Annotated in this window: 18 protein-coding genes and 1 other RNA gene; 4 read left to right on the top strand and 15 right to left on the bottom strand. The window is 37.9% G+C overall.

All coding sequences use genetic code 11. The features are described from left to right. The first annotated feature begins 180 nt into the window (after positions 1 to 180). Entirely contained in the window at positions 181 to 1,179 is a 999-nt protein-coding gene (locus IGJ95_RS03735) for an NAD(P)/FAD-dependent oxidoreductase (RefSeq protein WP_023519245.1), read from the top strand. 92 nt (positions 1,180 to 1,271) lie between these two features. Next, positions 1,272 to 1,781 carry a phosphatidylglycerophosphatase A family protein gene (locus tag IGJ95_RS03730; protein WP_010736099.1) on the top strand — a complete coding sequence of 170 codons (510 nt, stop codon included), beginning with the start codon at positions 1,272 to 1,274 and terminating at the stop codon, positions 1,779 to 1,781. 106 nt (positions 1,782 to 1,887) lie between these two features. Here IGJ95_RS03730 and IGJ95_RS03725 read toward each other — a convergent pair whose 3' ends face one another. The 6 genes from IGJ95_RS03725 to tadA all read right to left on the bottom strand — a co-directional run bounded on the left by IGJ95_RS03725 (position 1,888) and on the right by tadA (position 6,187). Next, complete coding sequence (locus IGJ95_RS03725) at positions 1,888 to 2,535, bottom strand: TIGR01906 family membrane protein (protein ID WP_438761471.1); 648 nt, start codon at positions 2,533 to 2,535, stop codon at positions 1,888 to 1,890. A gap of 4 nt (positions 2,536 to 2,539) precedes the next feature. Next, positions 2,540 to 3,304, bottom strand: coding sequence for a TIGR01457 family HAD-type hydrolase (locus IGJ95_RS03720; RefSeq protein ID WP_153830502.1), 765 nt, complete (start codon positions 3,302 to 3,304; stop codon positions 2,540 to 2,542). Between the two features lie 4 nt (positions 3,305 to 3,308). Then, complete coding sequence (locus tag IGJ95_RS03715; protein ID WP_019723195.1) at positions 3,309 to 3,992, bottom strand: YutD family protein; 684 nt, start codon at positions 3,990 to 3,992, stop codon at positions 3,309 to 3,311. 11 nt (positions 3,993 to 4,003) lie between these two features. Beyond that, entirely contained in the window at positions 4,004 to 5,410 is a 1,407-nt protein-coding gene (locus IGJ95_RS03710) for a bifunctional metallophosphatase/5'-nucleotidase (RefSeq protein ID WP_194179896.1), read from the bottom strand. Between the two features lie 157 nt (positions 5,411 to 5,567). Continuing rightward, positions 5,568 to 5,652: signal recognition particle sRNA small type (gene ffs / locus IGJ95_RS03705), an RNA gene on the bottom strand. Between the two features lie 40 nt (positions 5,653 to 5,692). Next, on the bottom strand, positions 5,693 to 6,187 hold the full coding sequence (tadA, locus tag IGJ95_RS03700) for a tRNA adenosine(34) deaminase TadA (protein ID WP_324186888.1): 495 nt from the start codon (positions 6,185 to 6,187) through the stop codon (positions 5,693 to 5,695). Positions 6,188 to 6,318: 131 nt separating this feature from the next. Here tadA and IGJ95_RS03695 point away from each other — a divergent pair, with 131 nt between their 5' ends. After that, positions 6,319 to 7,170: a helix-turn-helix domain-containing protein gene (locus IGJ95_RS03695; RefSeq protein ID WP_153830500.1), complete on the top strand. Its 852-nt coding sequence runs from the start codon at positions 6,319 to 6,321 to the stop codon at positions 7,168 to 7,170. Between the two features lie 70 nt (positions 7,171 to 7,240). Here the strand turns inward: IGJ95_RS03695 and IGJ95_RS03690 are convergent, their stop codons facing one another. Together IGJ95_RS03690 and IGJ95_RS03685 are read right to left on the bottom strand one after the other, a co-directional pair. After that, positions 7,241 to 7,576: a hypothetical protein gene (locus IGJ95_RS03690; protein WP_010736106.1), complete on the bottom strand. Its 336-nt coding sequence runs from the start codon at positions 7,574 to 7,576 to the stop codon at positions 7,241 to 7,243. Positions 7,577 to 7,843: 267 nt separating this feature from the next. Beyond that, complete coding sequence (locus IGJ95_RS03685; protein ID WP_019723190.1) at positions 7,844 to 8,389, bottom strand: hypothetical protein; 546 nt, start codon at positions 8,387 to 8,389, stop codon at positions 7,844 to 7,846. A 468-nt stretch (positions 8,390 to 8,857) separates the two neighbouring features. Between IGJ95_RS03685 and IGJ95_RS03680 the strand changes: the two genes are divergently transcribed. Next, positions 8,858 to 10,333 (top strand): helix-turn-helix domain-containing protein, encoded by a 1,476-nt coding sequence (locus tag IGJ95_RS03680; RefSeq protein WP_438761468.1) that lies wholly within the window; start codon positions 8,858 to 8,860, stop codon positions 10,331 to 10,333. A gap of 125 nt (positions 10,334 to 10,458) precedes the next feature. Here the strand turns inward: IGJ95_RS03680 and IGJ95_RS03675 are convergent, their stop codons facing one another. From IGJ95_RS03675 to IGJ95_RS03645, 7 genes are all read right to left on the bottom strand, one after another. Next, on the bottom strand, positions 10,459 to 11,163 hold the full coding sequence (locus tag IGJ95_RS03675; RefSeq protein ID WP_010736109.1) for a zinc metallopeptidase: 705 nt from the start codon (positions 11,161 to 11,163) through the stop codon (positions 10,459 to 10,461). Positions 11,164 to 11,240: 77 nt separating this feature from the next. Beyond that, positions 11,241 to 11,573 (bottom strand): zinc ribbon domain-containing protein YjdM, encoded by a 333-nt coding sequence (locus IGJ95_RS03670; protein ID WP_023519238.1) that lies wholly within the window; start codon positions 11,571 to 11,573, stop codon positions 11,241 to 11,243. Positions 11,574 to 11,873: 300 nt separating this feature from the next. Continuing rightward, entirely contained in the window at positions 11,874 to 12,824 is a 951-nt protein-coding gene (locus IGJ95_RS03665) for a DHH family phosphoesterase (protein ID WP_010736111.1), read from the bottom strand. A 15-nt stretch (positions 12,825 to 12,839) separates the two neighbouring features. Further along, positions 12,840 to 14,171: a DRTGG domain-containing protein gene (locus tag IGJ95_RS03660; protein ID WP_010736112.1), complete on the bottom strand. Its 1,332-nt coding sequence runs from the start codon at positions 14,169 to 14,171 to the stop codon at positions 12,840 to 12,842. A gap of 9 nt (positions 14,172 to 14,180) precedes the next feature. Then, on the bottom strand, positions 14,181 to 14,861 hold the full coding sequence (locus tag IGJ95_RS03655; RefSeq protein WP_023519237.1) for a metal-dependent hydrolase: 681 nt from the start codon (positions 14,859 to 14,861) through the stop codon (positions 14,181 to 14,183). A 429-nt stretch (positions 14,862 to 15,290) separates the two neighbouring features. Continuing rightward, positions 15,291 to 15,641, bottom strand: coding sequence for a PTS sugar transporter subunit IIB (locus IGJ95_RS03650; RefSeq protein WP_023519236.1), 351 nt, complete (start codon positions 15,639 to 15,641; stop codon positions 15,291 to 15,293). A 112-nt stretch (positions 15,642 to 15,753) separates the two neighbouring features. Further along, entirely contained in the window at positions 15,754 to 17,433 is a 1,680-nt protein-coding gene (locus IGJ95_RS03645; RefSeq protein ID WP_010736115.1) for a ribonuclease J, read from the bottom strand. Positions 17,434 to 17,764: the final 331 nt, after the last annotated feature.

The raw sequence follows: 17,764 nt of genomic DNA, 5'->3' as shown, positions 1-17,764 counted from the left end.
CCTCTTAGATTCAAACACTTCGTACTAGTAAAATAACTCTTTTTAGCTAATATTGAAAGTAAATAAACTATATGTTAGATCACTCCTTATATTTTAGTGACTGCTCGTTCCATAATTAAACTATTTGAGAAGAATTCTCAATTAAATTCTGTTATAGTGTCACCAAGGGAGGAATTTCAAATGGAAATTTACGATATTACAATTATTGGTGCAGGGCCGGTTGGCATGTTTGCAGCTTTTTATGCTGGTATGCGCCAAGCGAAAACCAATATTATTGATAGTTTGCCTCAACTTGGTGGACAGTTAACTACCTTATACCCTGAAAAATATATTTATGACATTCCTGGTTATCCAGCAATCAAAGCGGTTGATCTTGTTAATAATTTAAAGAAACAATTGACCACTTTTAATCATACATTTCATTTAAATGAAGAAGTTCTCTCACTTTCCAGAGAAGATGAGATCATCGAGATCACTACTACGAAAGGTATCCATTATTCAAAAGCTGTGATCCTGACGCTAGGAAGTGGTTCTTTCCAACCAAGAAAGCTGAATTTAGAACATGCTGACCGATACGAAAACCATGGGTTAGATTATTTCGTGAACGACTTGATGAAATATGCAGGAAAGAAAGTTGCCATTGCTGGTGGTGGGGATTCAGCAATCGACTGGGCACTGATGCTTGAACCTATTGCGAGTGAAGTTTATTTGATTCATCGTCGAGAGGCATTTAGGGCTCATGAACATAGCGTCAATCAGTTGAATCAATCCTCTGTAAATGTATTAACACCTTATTTGATTGAGCGTTTATCTGGTTTAAATGGAGAGTTGTCAGACATTCGTCTAAAAAAAGCTAAGACGGATGAAACGATTGATCTCATGGTTGACTCATTGATCGTCAATTATGGGTTCACTTCTAATTTAGAGCATTTATCTTCTTGGGGACTTGAAAGTTCCAGAAATGCGATCACCGTCCACTCTGATATGTCAACTTCAATTCCTGGTGTGTATGCTGCTGGCGACATTTGTAGCTATGAAGGAAAAGTGAAATTGATTGCCACGGGATTTGGAGAGGCACCGACTGCTGTCAATAACGCGTTACATTTCATCAATCCAAAAGAACGTACGCAGCCTGGTCATAGTACAAGCCTTTACGATAAAACATTTGGACCAAAATAACTTAGCTGCTTTTTTATAAAAGAAATGATTCTTGCTTTTTGTACGTACTACGTTACCATTATAGATAGAAAGAAGAGACGGAGGAATCAAAAATGGTCATAAAAACAGAAACCTTAGAAGAAAAAGCGCGAGATCTCCTAAAAGAACGTGGCGTAACAATTGAGGATATCGCTGAATTAGTCATGTTTTTACAAAAAGACTATATCTCAGATTTAAGCTTGGAGGATTGTGCGGAAAGTATTAACGCAGTCTTGACAAAGCGTGAAGTCCATAACGCGATCATTACTGGCATCCAATTAGATATCTTGGCAGAACAAAAACAATTGATGAGCCCTCTTCAGCATATCATTGAAGATGATGAAGGATTATACGGAATAGATGAAATTTTAGCCTTGTCGATCGTCAATGTTTATGGAACGATTGGTTTTACCAATTATGGCTATATCGATAAAGTAAAACCTGGGATCTTGAAAAAGTTAAATAGTCACGATGGCAAAAATGTCCATACATTTTTAGATGATATCGTGGGAGCAATTGCTGCCTCTGCCGCAAGCCGCTTGGCCCACCAAGAACCGGAAAAACGGAGCCGTTTGACACAATAATCAAATAAAAATAAAAAATCATCCATAAAAATCGCAAAAGGATTTTTATGGATGATTTTTTGCTATATCCGAAAAAGCAATCAACGCGCTACACGAAAGTGATTGTTTAATTGTTCCCCTTTTTCAATTCTCTTTTGCCAACAAGAACCATCAAAGCGAAAAATAATTCGATAAGCACAAAAAACAGAATGAAACAATGCATGAAGTATTGCTCAGGTAACACATTGATGATTGGATCAGTTTGAGGATCAAACAACCAGTCATCATTATTGAAAAATGTTTCGTGAAAAAGAATAAAAAAACGATCAAAACCAATCAACATAAAAAAGCCAAAAACAAATGGTAGGATCATGCCGATTTGGAATGGGCGGATTAGCCGCCACAAACGCTGATTTCTTTTCAACTGGCGAAGGAACAAGCCACTTGGGATCAATGTAAGTAACAACACCGCATAATTGAGCATGAATAATAACTTGACTTCATAAAAATGATGTAAGCCACTCGCTGACATTGGAAAGTCGGGAAGTGCCAACACTTGCTCAAAAGGATTATTCAGATACCTCATCAGTTGATCATAATTTTGGAGTAATGTTGGCTGCTCTACGGTAGTGTAATCCAAGATACCTAGATGCCCGATATCAAACACATATAGTGGGCGGAAATTGATCGTTATTGCAATTGCTAAAGTGAGCAACGTCAGGAACAAACTAACCATCCCCGCATATTCCACCCATTGCCATCGTTTATTTTTCATTGTTTTAGAAACTCCATTCATCTAACGATTGCAAAACGAAGGTAGCTGGTGTTGGTAGATCTGGAATGTCTTCTTCTTTGGTAAAACCTGATAACACAAGCAGTGTGTCGATACCATTACGAATCCCTGCTTGGATGTCAGTTTCATAATTGTCCCCTACCATGATGACTTCTTCTTTGTTCAATCCTAAAAGTTCCACTGCTTTATCCATAATGATTGCTTCTGGCTTACCAATATAGACTGGTGTGGTTTGTGTCGCTGTCTCTACAAAAGAAACAACCGAGCCAGCTCCAGGTAATAATCCTCTTTCTGTAGGGATATTTTTATCAGGATTTGTACCGATGAACGTTGCTCCCTTTTGGATCGCTAAGGTTGCGGTCACCACTTTTTCGTAAGTCAAGTGATTATCTAAACCTACTACGACATAATCAGGATGTTCTTCTTCCCATACAAACCCTGCCTCCAAGATCAAATCTGTCAAGCCAGCTTCACCGATCACATACACTTTATTTCCTTTAGCGTCTGATTTCATGAAATCAATGGTCGCTAGAGATGCTGTATAGATCGTTTCTGGTGAGACATGGATATCAAACTCAGTGGCTAAACGTTGTGCCACTGTTCTCGGTGTTTTTGTCGTATTGTTGGTTACAAATAAAAAGGGCGTCCCATTTTCCTGTAACTGTTCGACGAATCGTTTTCCTGCCGGTATCGGCTCCGTTCCACGATAGATCGTTCCGTCTAAATCGATCAAATAGCCTTTATAATTCATAGAATCATTCTTCCCTTTGTCTAATAGTAAAATTCTTTTTAGAAGTTGATTTTGTTGGGCGTTCTGATGTTTTTTCAGTTCCCTTTGGTGTTGCCTTAGTAGTTGCTGGTTTACGATTTTTGATCACAGGTTGTTTGCGTACCGATTCAACGGGCGCTTTTTTTTCATCGATATGCGCTTGATTGTTGCGATTCGGATTTTTTTTCTTTTTACGTCGTTGGGTATTTTTTTCTTTTTTTCCACCAATGCGTTCAATGACAAAATATGCACAGCCAAAATTACAATATTCGTATAAATAGTCTTCTAATGCATCAATTCGCTGATCTGGGTGAGCACGTCGATTCGTGGCATCAAAAAAGCCTTTCAAACGTAGCTGTTCGTAACCCCAGTCACCTACGATGTAATCGTATCTGGAAAGCACTTCGCTATATCTCTCACCAAGCTTCTCAGCATTGAAACCTTCCCGGTAATCCGTTACGATACGATAAGGTCTATCACCAATCAAAAGATTCGTTTCATCTGTCAATGTGACGATTTCTCCTTTGACTTTCTCTGGCTTCGTTTCCTCGATTATTTCTTCTAAAACTGCCGTCACTTCTTCGGTCACTGTTTGTTCTTGTGAGCGATCGACCGTTTCTTGACTCTCTTTTTTGTCACTGTTGTGTTGTTTATTTTGTTTCGTCGACATGCTTTCACCACCTATTTCTCTATTATACCTTCTTTTTCATTGGTTGGGTAGTGAGCATTTAAGTAGTCTCCCACTACTGTACGAATAAATTCGGGAAATAAAAAATCGACCTGTCCAACAATTTCGATGGTTGGGAAAAAAGGAACAAACATCAGATGGTCGACCGTAGTAACGGTATAATTCTTTTCCTCTTCGATTGGTTGTTTTTGCCACAAAACTTCTCGATTGACCGCATCATACGTGATCCCACTATAGAAAATCTCACCGAATATCTGACCACGAAACCCCATTCCCCTGATAGGAAAATTCCGTAAAAAAAGGCGACTTTTTTCGATTTCCAACACTAAGCGAATCATATCTGACCCTTTCAGCGTGACGTTGATCAAATGCATCGGATGTGGCAGTGCACTATGGAGTTGATCTTGGTCAACCAGCCCCTTAGGTACGCTATTCAAAAAAAGACCACTATTCAGAAACGATGCTTCTGTGTTCCCTCTTTCTTTTACCGCTTCTAAAGCGATCTGGATAAAGGAATGTTCATCAAATAAATCAAGTGATAAGTCAAATGGTAGATCTGCCACTTTCTTTTGAGCTAAAAGACGATGTCCTTGTTCAAGATAACCGGCGATTTCTTTCTCATCCTCTACGAATGCAGTCATTGTATCTGTCGGAATCGCTTTAGCGTAGTGTCCGACGATTTTTTTATTTTCCAATGAAAGATGTACTTCCCCTACATATTGCCCAAATTTTCCGGCAGCGGCTAATTGTACCTCATTCACGACTTTCCCATCAATAAAAAGATGATGGGTATGTGATCCTAAAATCACATCGATTGCAGGGATTTCTTTTGCAATCTGTAAATCATCTTGAATGCCTAAATGACTCATTAAAACAATTACGTCTACCTGTGGACGTAATTGCTCAACTAACTCTGGCAACAGATCATAAGGCTGACGGATATCCCAGCCATTTGGATTATACGTCAAAGGAAATGGTGCAGTAAAAGCAATTAACCCAACTTTTGTTCGTTGCTTTGTTTCGATGATTTTATATGGCTTTGTCCATACTGGTGATTGCAAAGTATTTTTATCGAATAAGTTGCTCAGTAGCACATCAAAATTCGCGTGATCATATAAATGATTCAACTCATTCTTGGAATTACCTACACCTTCATTATTCCCTATAGTTGCTGCATCATAGCCGATTTGATTCATTAGTTCAACATTGGCATGGCCATTCGTTGCTTCTGACAAAGGATGCCAACGATCAACGAAATCCCCAAGATCGACCGTGAGAGTTGTCGTATTATTTTTTTTCTCATTTTCACGCTTTTTTTGCTCAAGGAATCTTCTGATCCGTGGCCAGTTTTCAAGATGAGAATGTAAGTCATTCGTGTGTAAAAGAACGATTTCTTCCACTGTTAGTTCCACCTCACTTTTTTTCATCATACCATAGGGTTCCCCTTTGTTCACATGGAAAGTTTTTGCACAAAAAAAGGTACTTAGACTTTTTTACAAAATCTAAATACCTTAAACTTGCCTCTAATAAAAAAAGCCCTTTAGGCTTAATAAATCCAATCAATCAGACACATGGCGGCACCTGCTTAGTGCTGCTTCCTTCCGGATCTGACACGCTTCACAAGCCCACCATTGTCCTAGCCTTTCGGCAAGGAATAGTATACCGCATTTTGTTATCCTTGGCTAGTCCTTTTTTAATTTCTTTTTCTTTGCTCGCAAATTTCTAAAAAACACAGATAAAAGTTCACCACATTCTTCTTCTAATATCCCGCCCTCCACCTCGGCCTGATGGTTGAAACGTTCATCCTCAAGTAAATTCATCAATGTCCCTGCGGTTCCTCCTTTTGGATCATAGGCACCAAAGTAAACTTCTTTTACGCGAGAAAGAATCATGGCACCGCTACACATTGGACACGGTTCTAACGTGACATATAATTGTGTTTCTTCTAAACGCCAACTTCCGATGGCCTTGCATGCTTCTTGGATCGCAATCATCTCAGCATGTGTTGTTGCATTTTGTGTTGTTTCCCTCAAATTGTGTCCACGCCCAATAATCTGTCCTTGGTGAACCACGATGGCGCCGATTGGTACTTCTACTAACGCTTCTGCTTTTTTGGCTTCTTCAATAGCCACACGCATCCATTCTTCTGTTATTCGCTGTTGTTCTGTTTCTTCCACTTGTACTCCTACCTTTTTTAGATTTACTTATCTTCTCTATCAAACATAGTATAACTGGCTTTTTAATGAAGTACAAAGAGTTTTTCCTTATCGCCATGTCCTATGGTAAACTAGGGGATGAGGTGAAGTAAATGAACACAGAAAAGTTACTTGGATTATACCCAAATGCACAAAAAAAGAATTCTCCTTCTTCTGATGATCGAATTCTTTCACTGGTTGTAGAAGATTACTTCTTGTGGATCGATAAAAGTTCCTTGTCCGTTCAAGAAGAAAAACTTTTGAAAGCGTTATTCCAGAAAACAAACACCTTAGACAGCCATCCTTGGTATCAATATTTATTTGAGGAAAAGGTATATGTATGTGAAGAAAGCTGCCGAATCATTCAGTTACATTTTGAAAAGAGATCAGATTTCTTACAAAAAGAATGGCGAGAAACAATTTCCGGATTATTTCCCGAAGCTCTTGATTTTTTTCTTTACACAGAGACAGATGCGTTGATCATCGAAAGAAAGCATGCCAATTATTTGAGTACGGCAGATCTTAAAGGCATCTTTTTATCTCTTGATGTCGATTTTGATATGACGACACAAGCCTTTATCGGTTCATTCCATTCAGCTGGACAAAATCTAACCGCTATGTTCAATGAAGAACGAAAAATTTTCCTGAATAAACGAACACACATACAAGTAGCCGACCAAACGACTTCCATACAAGAAATTGCCTTATATTATTATACAAAAGAATTAGTTACATCCAGTCAGCTAACAAATGAATATCAAGAAATAATCCGTAGTTTTAAAATGGAAGACATCATTATCGAACTGTGGAAAAATTTCGGGAATATCAGTTCAGCGGCTAAACAACTTTTCATGCATCGAAACACTCTCCAATATCGGATCGAAAAGTTTGACGAACAAACAGGCTTCAATTTAAAAAAAGCAGATGACTTACTCTTTTGTTATCTCCTTTTGTTACACATATAAAAAAGGAACAAGCAGCAATAAACATCGCCTTGCTTGTTCCTTTTTTCGATCAATTCAAAGAGAATCGTTTTTAGATCATTTTCTCAACAAGTGACATCAGACGACCTTTTGCATCTTCTGTTGAGTCTTTGATAGAGTCACCGTAGACAGAAATTTTCTTTTTGCCAGATTTAATCTTTGCTAGCATGCCCATCAATGAATCTAAATCGCTATCTGATAAATGGTCGACGACATCTAATAACTTTTCATTCCCATCAAATTTGTCATACACGAATTTTTTTACTTTTGTGCGGTTACTTAGATGATGGATTTTTTCGATCACTTTGCCAGAAACAACTACAGCTGTCGCCACACTTGCTGCTGCTACGACACTTAATCCAATCGTTACTTTTGTTGATGTTTTCATAATTATCAGCTCCTTTTTATCTACTACAATCATATCACAGTCAAATAGATAAGCGAACTAATTGCTATGAGCCCTGCCCGATGAATAGCAAAAAAATTTACAAAAAGCACATACTGTCTTGTTTTATTATTTACTTTTGTACGACGCCTCATTTGGCATTTTCGGTTTCAAGCAACCTTAGTTTGATGCGTTAAAAAAAGCACCTCCTTTTTGGAGATGCTTCATACGAACAACTAAAGTAAATCATCCATACTAAGAAATGTAAGATCAATTAACCGGAACGTATTGGATATTTGTTAGCATTTCAGGCAAATCATCTTCTAATTCTGCTAACTTATTCCAAATCAATGTCATTGTCTCAAAAAATTCCTTTGATGATTTATCTGAATTTAAACTTCCTAGTGCGTTCAGCCAAAGAAGTTCTAATAAATATGCTTCTTTGATTCCCGTATGTTCTCTGACAAATTCTGAGAACGTTCGTTTGAACAACGAGGCCATGTCTAATTCGGATTTGATAACTACTCCTCTAATACTCTCATGAATCGAGAAAAACTCCTTCAATAAATGAACGACACTGAAAAAATCGTCAATAACGTATTCAGCTAAATATCGATCAAAACATATCGTGATCTCTTCGATAATTTTTTCTTTTAGTATACGGATTGATTTAAAATGTGCATAAATCGGGTAAGTAGAACAGCCACAAAAAGAAGCTAAACTTCTCGCTGTGATTGTCGATAACCCATTTTCTTCAGCATATACCATACTCTTAAATAGTAAATATTCTTTACTAAAATTCGTCACTCTTCCCACGAAACCATCCATCCTTTCCGATTATCTTATTCATATCCGGCAATGATTCTTTTTTTAATTTCCCATGACGATCCAGCGCATTCGCTAGTAGGAAAAACTTATGTAAACCATGAAGAAACAAGTTTTGATAAAAAAAAACGATAATAACATATTTCGGGGGTTAAAATATGTCTCTTTGTAATAGAAGCTTGATTTATCTAATGCTTCGCCAAAAATAAGATTTAAAAAATAACGATATCCTCAATTAAATAACATTGTATTCCCTTATCCAAGATTATTTAAATGATTCCAACTTGACAAAATAAGCAAAGAAATAAACAATAGAATAGATAACTGATTATCATTTCTTAAAATAACAAGTTATATAATCAAATTCTATTACTATGTGAGAATATCATACATTGAAAACACTTTCCACTCACATTTTATGTCACCACTAGTACACTAATTGTCAGAAAGGAGTCCATCATGTTAATCGATGCAAAAAAGAAAGAGTTATTAGTCCTCTATACGATCGCTCAAAAAAGTCAATGTACGTTAAAAGAACTTGCGGATGAACTGACTATACCTAAACGGACAATCAAAGAATTGATTCGAAAGTTGAACACTACGATTGAACAGCAATTGAGCATTTCTACTTTTATTTTCTCTACACACAAAGGAGAAATAACTATATCCGATGAACACCAAGAAATAAAAATGATGATTTATCACAAACTCAAACTTTTTTATTTAAGAGAATCCAATCGTTTCAACTACTTATTACTTATGGTCAATTATCCCAAAGCGTATGTTCCGAAAAAATATTTATTGGAGCAATTATACATATCCCACTCTTACTTAGAAAAATTAACACACCAATTGAATGAAACACTTCAAGATTTTGAAATCGAGATTGTTTCATCTCAGGGCTGTTATTTGTTCAAAGGAAACGAATTATTTATCCGACTCTATTTGTTTTTTATTCTATCTGATGCTTTTCAAGGGTTGGAATGGCCTTTTGACAAATTCAAATTGAGCCAACTAAAAAGAGAGCGGCGATTATCCAAAAAATTGCTCGTTTCAAAGCATTCATTGAAATATCAAGAAAACCTGTATTTGCTGATTGCTATCTTTACGCTTCGTACACAACAATCATCATTGATCACCTCTGAATCTAGTGAGGTCTATGCTATTTTAGAATTGCTACAACAGGTACAAGATGTCTCCGGTAGTTTTAAACATCATTTGTTTCATCTTTTACCACATGAAATCGCCATTGATGAACTATTGCATTTCAATTTTTTGATTTATTGCTTTTTTCCTAATCTCATTTCAAGCCAGCAGAAGAGTTTGATTGGTTATACTTTGACGAATAAACGTAATCATCTATGTATGAAAATCACCTCACTAACAAAAGAGTTAGCTCAAACCTTTCCAGTGATCGCATCATCTGAAAAAAGGTTTTTCTACAATTACTATCTTATGCTTTCTTTAATTTCTATTTTGATGTTGGGAAATACAACTCCCTTTTTCTACTCGTTGCATTTTCCTAAACCAGCACTTGAGATTGATGAATCGAATGAACAAATACAACAAATCCAACAAATTATCTCTGAAGTTTTTCATGACCACCAAAAAAAAACATTGATTATTTATTATTTGAGTAACTTGATTTATAACCTCTTGCAGTCGGAAACAAATGAAAAATTATTGATCTATGTACAAATGAATAAAACGCTGACAGGAAATTATCATATCCAAAATCGATTACGACAAGTATTTGACGAAAAAATGATTCGCTTGACAGAAAATCCAGAACAAGCAGATTTGATCGTCACCGATTGGTTTGATAAATTTCATCAAACGAGTAAAATTTTTTACCTTGATCCTAGTAAAGAAAAAGATTTATGGGTAGACTTAGTCACAAAAATTCAACAACTCTATGTCAATAAAATGATTTGATTTAAAGAAAAGATAGGAGAAGCAAGCGGTCTCCGTCTGAACTTTTAAATTAATACTAATTTTTCCAAAATAAAAAGTGAGTGGATCAGTCCAATCGACTGTCCCTCACTTTTTATTGGTTTGTTCTAGTCTCGACGGTTACCGCCAAAAATCAAAATCAAACGTAGCAATTGTAAGAAAGTAGATAGCGCTGCAGCAACATAGGTCAAAGCCGCCGCAAATAGCACATGTTTCGCCATTGGTACCTCTTCTTCTGTCAGTAAGCCACCTTCACTTAAAATTTGGATCGCTCGTCTTGACGCATTGAATTCTACTGGTAGCGTAACAAGTTGAAACAATAGTGCCAATGAAAAAGCGAAGATACCAATATTGATCAACGTCGTATTCCAACTAAATAATACACCTACCATGATCAACGGAAACGAAATCATCGAGCCAAAATTAGCGACAGGCACTAATGAAGCTCTGATTTTCAACGGCGCATAACCAACGGCATCTTGCACTGCGTGTCCGCATTCATGGGCAGCTACCCCAATTGCAGCGACTGATGTAGATTGTGCTGTAGCTTGCGATAAACTCAACATCTTGTTCCCTGAATTATAATTGTCCGTCAAATCACCGGCGATTTGTTGGACGCCAACGTTATTGATTTTCTGACTTTGTAAAATGAACTGGGCGGCTTGTGTACCAGTCACATTATTTTTGCTTCTGATTTTGTCGTATTTACGAAAAGTACTATTGACGTAAGCAGAAGCGATTCCGGAAATAGCTAATCCAGCAATAACTAAAAGAAACGTTGGATCTAAGCCATAAAAACCATATCCATACATAATCGTTTCACCCTTTCCTCATTGCTTTTATTTTACCATTGTTCGAGTAGAATAATTGTGAAAAGAGATTGAATATTTTAATTCTTTTTGACAAATTCTGATTTCAGCTTCATCGGACCAAACCCTTCGATTTTACAATCGATATTGTGGTCTCCTTCAACTAAACGGATATTCTTCACCTTTGTTCCTTGTTTGATAGGTGAGGAAGCTCCTTTAACTTTTAAATCCTTGATAACGGTCACACTGTCGCCATCTGTTAAACGATTGCCGTTTGCATCAGTTACTACTAGGCCTTCTGCTTCTGTTTCTTCAGATGGTGTCCATTCGTTTCCACATTCAGGACAAATCAATAATCCCCGATCTTCATAAGCATATTCTGAACCACATACTGGGCAATTTGGTACTGTCATGTTGTTTCTCCTTTTTGTTCGTTATTGAGCAATATTATAACGGAAAAATAACAGTTTGAAAAGAGCAACTTCTTATCGGAGATCCTAAACTGCCTACGCTGATTCAATCTCACTGACCTTGATTGCACATACACCTGATAAAAAGACAATCAACTTCGATGAGTAAAAGGTCAAGGCAGAAGTAACCTGATTGCCGAAGAGGTCACTTCTGCCCCCACCATTTATTCGTGCCAAAGGGAATAGATAAAAGAGCATGTAACGTTTGCTTAAAATTCTCGATTGACTACTTGGAGTACACTTTTAACGTGCATAATTGGTGCAAGCTTCTTGTATTTCTTTGTAGATCTCTGCTACTTCTTGCAGGTCTTTTGCATTTGCGCCACTTGCCAAGGGATGGCCGCCACCATGATGTCGTTTGGCGATCTCGTTGATGACTGGTCCTTTTGAACGTAAACGTACACGATAATAGCCCTCTGGTTGTTCGACAAAAATCGCCCAAGCTAACACTTCGTCAATCACACCAGGTAAAGAGACGACAGCTGCGGTCTCTGAATCGACGATGCCATACTTGCCTAACAATTCTTGTGACAAAATTACTTTTCCAGCACCTTTTTCGTCAACTACGATCGTTTGATAGACACAACCGGATAATTTCGCTACTTTCATGGTGATTTGTTCAATTTCACGATTCAATTGGCTTGCATCGAAAGAATACTTTCTTAACTCTGCTGCTAGTTCTAACGTACGACCTGTTGTTGAAGGATACAAGAACCTACCAGTATCTCCAACGATTCCCGCATACAATAAGCGAGCAGAATCGCTGTTCATTTTCAGCTCATTAGGGAACATCAAAGCAAACTCAGCGATCATTTCACTACAGCTGCTAGCTTTCGTATCCACCCAAAGTAAATCGCCATATGGTTCATCATTCGGATGATGATCGATTTTGATCACTTGATCCCCTAAGGAATAGCGATTATCATCAATACGCGGCGCATTCGCTGTGTCTGTCACGATGACTAATGCTCCTTGATAGAAAGCATCGTCGATTTCTTGCATTTCTGTTAAATAACGTAAGCCTTCAACGTCTTTTCCAACTTGACGAATTTCTTTTTCTGAAAAACTATTACGTAATAACTCGGCTAATCCTACTTGTGAACCTAAAGCATCCGGATCTGGCCTTTGATGTCGGTGGATCACGATTTTTTGATATTTTTTGATTTCATTCAAAATCTCTTCTTGTATGGTCATTTTCTTTCCTACTCTCTACGAACGTTCCATCACTTGGCAGACGACAATGGCTTTAGCCACGATCGTGTTTTCTATAAATACTTCTACATCAAGTTTAGCGGACCTTCTACCGATTTCTAAAACTCTTGGACGAATATCTAACTCACTTTCGATCTGGATCAGACGAAGGTAATGTAGATTCATTTGCTCCAACAAGATATTTCTTCGTTGATTCATGATCATTGTTTTTTGCGCAACATCTGAAATGATTTCACTTAACACCCCAAAAGAAATCGTTCCAACACCTGTTACCATTTGTGGTGAAACCTCAAATTTGAACTTAGGCGTCGTCAATCGATTGCCTTCACGATCTGTATCGATCGTTTGGATGGCTCCTGAAATCTGATCAGAAATCGTATCAGCAATTTGCGGTTGACGTTGCACCAATTGCATCGCCTTCATGACATCTTGCCGTGTGATCAATCCTTCTAACGTCAAATCATCGGAAACGACTGGCATGACTTCTAAACCATCCCAAATCATTTGATGTCCGACAGAAGCGACGCTCATCGATTTCTTGACACTGATTGGATCTTTGGTCATGACCCGATCAATGACTTGTGTCGGTGCTTTACCTACGACATCTTTTGCCGTAATGATCCCCATCAAACGCATGTGATGATTCACCACTGGGAAACGAGAATGTTGGGTTTCTTCTGAAATCCGTTGATAATCAGCCACCGTATCCGACTGTAACAAATAATGTGTTTTCTGGGCAGACAGATAAATATCACCGACGAGCATGATATCTTTTTTGATCAGTTGGTCACTAAGCGCTCGGTTGATCATCGTTGCTACAGTAAAGGTATCATAAGTCGTACGTAAAATCGGCATAGCTAATTCATCGGCTAATTTAGCAATCTCAGGCGTCGTATCAAAACCACCCGTGATCAACACTGCTGCGCCATCCTCAAGTGCTAACTTTTGCACTTCTGTACGGTTACCGACGATCATCAATGAACCTGGAGTGATATAGCGTTCCATTGCGTGCTCGGTCATCGCACCTATGACAAATTTATTCAAAACTTTATCTAGACCAACTGCCCCGCCTAAGACATCGCCTTCAATGATCCGCACGACTTCGCCAAACGTCAATCGTTCGATATTTTTCTTCAACTTACGTTCGATCCGTATCGTTCCTACTCGTTGGATCGTTGACACTAACCCTACGTTTTCAGCATCTTTAATTGCTCGATAGGCCGTTCCCTCACTGACATTCAATTCTTTGGCTATACTACGGACAGATATTCGATTCCCCACTGGTAGGCTTTCGATATATTCTAAAATCAAATCATGTTTTGTCGCCATCTCTTTCCCCTACACTTCCAGCGTTTCCGAAACGCTCATTATTTTTCCTTCGGTATCTGTTAATAAATCCATGAATACTTGCGGATCTTGTTCAATGACAGGAAAGGTATTGTAATGGATCGGCACGACTTTCTTCGCTTTGATTCGCTTCGCCGCACGAGCCGCATCCTCAGGTCCCATTGTATAATTGTCGCCAATCGGTAAAAAGGCTACATCGATCATAAACTGTTCACCTAAGAGCGCTAAGTCGCTAAAATCTGCGGTATCACCCGCATGATAAATCGTCTTCCCATCTGCTTGGATCAGAATACCACTAGGCTCTCCCATATAACGCGAAACACCATCGATTTCAATACTTGAACTATGCTGTGCATGGACAAATTTGACTGTGCCAAAAGGAAACTCCCTTTTGCCACCGATATTCATCCCAAAAGAGTTTGCTCCTTGCTGTTGTGCATAATCAGCGATTTCGACAATACTGATGATGGTCGCCTCATTGTTCTTCGCAATCGGCAACATGTCTCCAATATGATCAGCATGTCCATGGGTGATCAATATCCAGTCCGTCTGGACTTCATCCACTTTTAAATCAGTCATAGGATTCCCAGTAATAAATGGATCTATCAGCACTTGCTGGCCATTTTGCATTTCAAGAGAAATACAAGAATGTCCATGATAAGTAATCTTCATCTTCTCACTCCTCAACATTTTGGTCACTGACTCTTTCGTTTTCGTTTCGAACATTTACACAATTAGTAGTACAGTATATCCTATTCAATTGTAACAGATAATACAGGTTGTACCAAGTATCAAGTGAGCGTGTACTTACGACTGAATCCCCAGATAAAAGAATGTTTCGTCTATAATTGACAGTTTCTGTTTAGTGTTTGATTTCTGTGAATAAATCTAGAATGACTACGAATCTGTAATAATACTCAAAATAAAAAATACCCATAGTAGAAACTAAGACGCCAGTTTCTACTATAGGTATTTTTATTACAGTTTAGATGCCTTATAAGGCTTACAAGATTGAATAAATCCGCAACACTTTTTTAGATAGAGGAGTGATAAAAAAAAACGAAGTTTGCTAACTATTTTGATAATTTCTTCTTTTCCAGTTTAGTGATGGAGAAATTTTTTTAAGATATTCTCGGCATTTAGCAGACCATAATCTTTCATGTCTATCACTTCAATAACCTTTGTAGGATAATCTTTTACGATACTTTCTCGCATAGAAGAAAGCTCTGGAGATAATAGAATAACATCGGCAGCCTTTGCATACTGATCTAACTTAGAAATGCTATGCATGTCAACATGCACAAGTAAATGTTGTTTTTTTGCTAGGTTGTTCATCTTTGTTATTAACAAATTGGTATAAAGGGTACTATCTGTACTCATTGAAGTTACGCCAAAAACGATGATCTGTTTCTCTTTCATTTGATTATTTTCCAAAACAAGTTCCTTTTCCATTACAGACACTTCCACCTTTCCATAATATATCCAATGCTCTTACTGCTATAAAATAAAAGCTATACCAAACATATTCATTATCTGAACATCTTTTGATACAGCTTTTCATTTTTTATCTTTTGCCGCGACGTTGTGTCGCTTCCATGATGACTGGTAAAATCACTGGGCGGCGTTTGGTTTGTTCAAACAAATAGCGACCTAATTGATCACGTATTTCTTGTTTCAGCTTGCTCCACTCGAAATCATCGCTTTCTAAATGTTTGCCTACAATGGTTTCGATCATGTTGCTACTTTCATTGATCAAATCACGACTTGCTTTGACATAAACAAATCCTCGTGAAGTGATTTGCGGTTTTGAGACAATTTTCTTTTCGCGACGACTAATTGTCACTACTGCAACAAAAATACCGTCTTCAGATAAGATTTTACGATCGCGTAAGACGATGTTTCCAATATCGCCAACACCTAGTCCGTCGATCATGACATTTTCAGCACTTGTCGTACCTGCCACACTCATCCGCTTGTTTTTATATTCTAAAATATCCCCACGTCCTGTGATATAGATATTTTTATAGGGGATACCTACTGCATGGGCTAAGTCTGCATGGGCAGCTAGTTCACGGTATTCTCCTTGAACTGGGATGAAATATTTAGGTTTCATGAAGTTCAACATCAATTGTAAGTCATTTGGATTTGCATGACCGGAAACCCGCAAGTTGTCAGAGATTTGTTTGACTATTCCACCTGCTCGGTAAATGATGTCTTCTGTCTTAGCAACCATTGTTTCCATCGCAATACTTGGTGTCGTTGTGATATAAACAAGATCGCCTTCTTTGATCTTGATATGGCGATGCGCGCCATTCGCCATTTTTTGTAAAGACTTGATTGGTTCACCCATCCGGCCTGTTTCCAAAATGATCAGTTCTTCAGGCTCATAGTTTTTCATATCTTTTAATGTGACCAATAGGTCTTCACTTGGTAATTGAAGTTTTTCTAAGCGCATAGCTGTTCGGATGATCCGTTCAAAGTCTTGCCCAGTCAACACAACCTTACGTCCTGCTTTAGCAGCGGCGTCTAAGATTTGTTGGACGCGTTGAAGATTACTTGCAACACAAGCAACGATGATCCGTCCTTCCCAATATTTGATCGTATCAAATACTTCATCAGCAATTTGGAACTCAGAAGCAACAGGGGTCGCGTTTTCTGCATTTGCTGACTCACTTAGTAAAGCTAACACGCCTTCTTTCCCAATCTCTGCTAAACGAGCGTAATCCGTTTGGTACATTGGGATCGCCATTTGGTCAAATTTGAAATCACCCGTATAAACGATATTTCCTTCTTGGGTTTTTAAATTGATCCCAACTGAATCTGGAATCGTATGGGTGGTGCGGAAGAAGCTAACGATCGTTTCACCGAAATCGATCTCTGTATGCTCATCTACCACATGAAAATCTTTGAATCCTTTTGCAGCATCATTGCGATTGACATTCAATTTTGCCAATTCGATCGTCAATTCGGTTCCGAACACAGGTACAGAAATCTTTGACAATAAATAAGGCAACGCCCCAATCGCATCTGCGTGACCATGTGTCAGAAAGACACCTGCTACACGATCGACATTATCTTCTAAATACGTAAAATCAGGAATCACAACGTCAATCCCTAATAATTCGTTTTCAGGATATTTCAGACCACAGTCTAAAACAAAAATAGCTTCCCCTACTTCTGCAATGTACAAATTTTTTCCGTTTTCGCGTACACCGCCTAAAGGGATAATCTTAATGGTACTCACAAATTTCACCTCTTCTTATGACATCTTCATTTTGACGATGTCGATTCTCTATTTTATTTAAAACGATCCAATTTCTGAGTGCCTCGTTTTCGGATGATTTCATTAGATAATCAAATCTATCTTAATCTTACAGGCGTTTAGGATCTTTTTTTGACACAAAAAAATCGGGATTGCTTCAGTTGCTCGATCAACTGCTCCACATCATTATACAACAAATCAAACAAATCGCTAGCATGTACGATTGTTTCTGTCTTCATGTTTTTCCCAGACCATTTTTTCTTCTTTTGTTTTAGAAGATACTTCGTCTATTTTAACATAAATTACTCAATAA

Origin of the sequence: Enterococcus sp. AZ156 (assembly GCF_051714165.1) — a bacterium.
In the GTDB taxonomy this organism is placed as follows: Bacteria; Bacillota; Bacilli; order Lactobacillales; family Enterococcaceae; genus Enterococcus_B; species Enterococcus_B pernyi.
Note: the sequence above shows the minus strand (reverse complement) of the source record. Positions and strands in the feature narration are given on the sequence as shown.

Excerpts from the sequence above, each read along its gene's own strand:
- IGJ95_RS03735 (WP_023519245.1), top strand. The coding sequence starts at position 181 with ATGGAAATTTACGATATTACAATTATTGGTGCAGGGCCGGTTGGCATG.
- IGJ95_RS03730 (WP_010736099.1), top strand. The coding sequence starts at position 1,272 with ATGGTCATAAAAACAGAAACCTTAGAAGAAAAAGCGCGAGATCTCCTA.
- IGJ95_RS03725 (WP_438761471.1), bottom strand. The coding sequence starts at position 2,535 with ATGAAAAATAAACGATGGCAATGGGTGGAATATGCGGGGATGGTTAGT.
- IGJ95_RS03720 (WP_153830502.1), bottom strand. The coding sequence starts at position 3,304 with ATGAATTATAAAGGCTATTTGATCGATTTAGACGGAACGATCTATCGT.
- IGJ95_RS03715 (WP_019723195.1), bottom strand. The coding sequence starts at position 3,992 with ATGTCGACGAAACAAAATAAACAACACAACAGTGACAAAAAAGAGAGT.
- IGJ95_RS03695 (WP_153830500.1), top strand. The coding sequence starts at position 6,319 with ATGAACACAGAAAAGTTACTTGGATTATACCCAAATGCACAAAAAAAG.
- IGJ95_RS03690 (WP_010736106.1), bottom strand. The coding sequence starts at position 7,576 with ATGAAAACATCAACAAAAGTAACGATTGGATTAAGTGTCGTAGCAGCA.
- IGJ95_RS03680 (WP_438761468.1), top strand. The coding sequence starts at position 8,858 with ATGTTAATCGATGCAAAAAAGAAAGAGTTATTAGTCCTCTATACGATC.
- IGJ95_RS03675 (WP_010736109.1), bottom strand. The coding sequence starts at position 11,163 with ATGTATGGATATGGTTTTTATGGCTTAGATCCAACGTTTCTTTTAGTT.
- IGJ95_RS03670 (WP_023519238.1), bottom strand. The coding sequence starts at position 11,573 with ATGACAGTACCAAATTGCCCAGTATGTGGTTCAGAATATGCTTATGAA.
- IGJ95_RS03665 (WP_010736111.1), bottom strand. The coding sequence starts at position 12,824 with ATGACCATACAAGAAGAGATTTTGAATGAAATCAAAAAATATCAAAAA.
- IGJ95_RS03660 (WP_010736112.1), bottom strand. The coding sequence starts at position 14,171 with ATGGCGACAAAACATGATTTGATTTTAGAATATATCGAAAGCCTACCA.
- IGJ95_RS03655 (WP_023519237.1), bottom strand. The coding sequence starts at position 14,861 with ATGAAGATTACTTATCATGGACATTCTTGTATTTCTCTTGAAATGCAA.
- IGJ95_RS03650 (WP_023519236.1), bottom strand. The coding sequence starts at position 15,641 with ATGGAAAAGGAACTTGTTTTGGAAAATAATCAAATGAAAGAGAAACAG.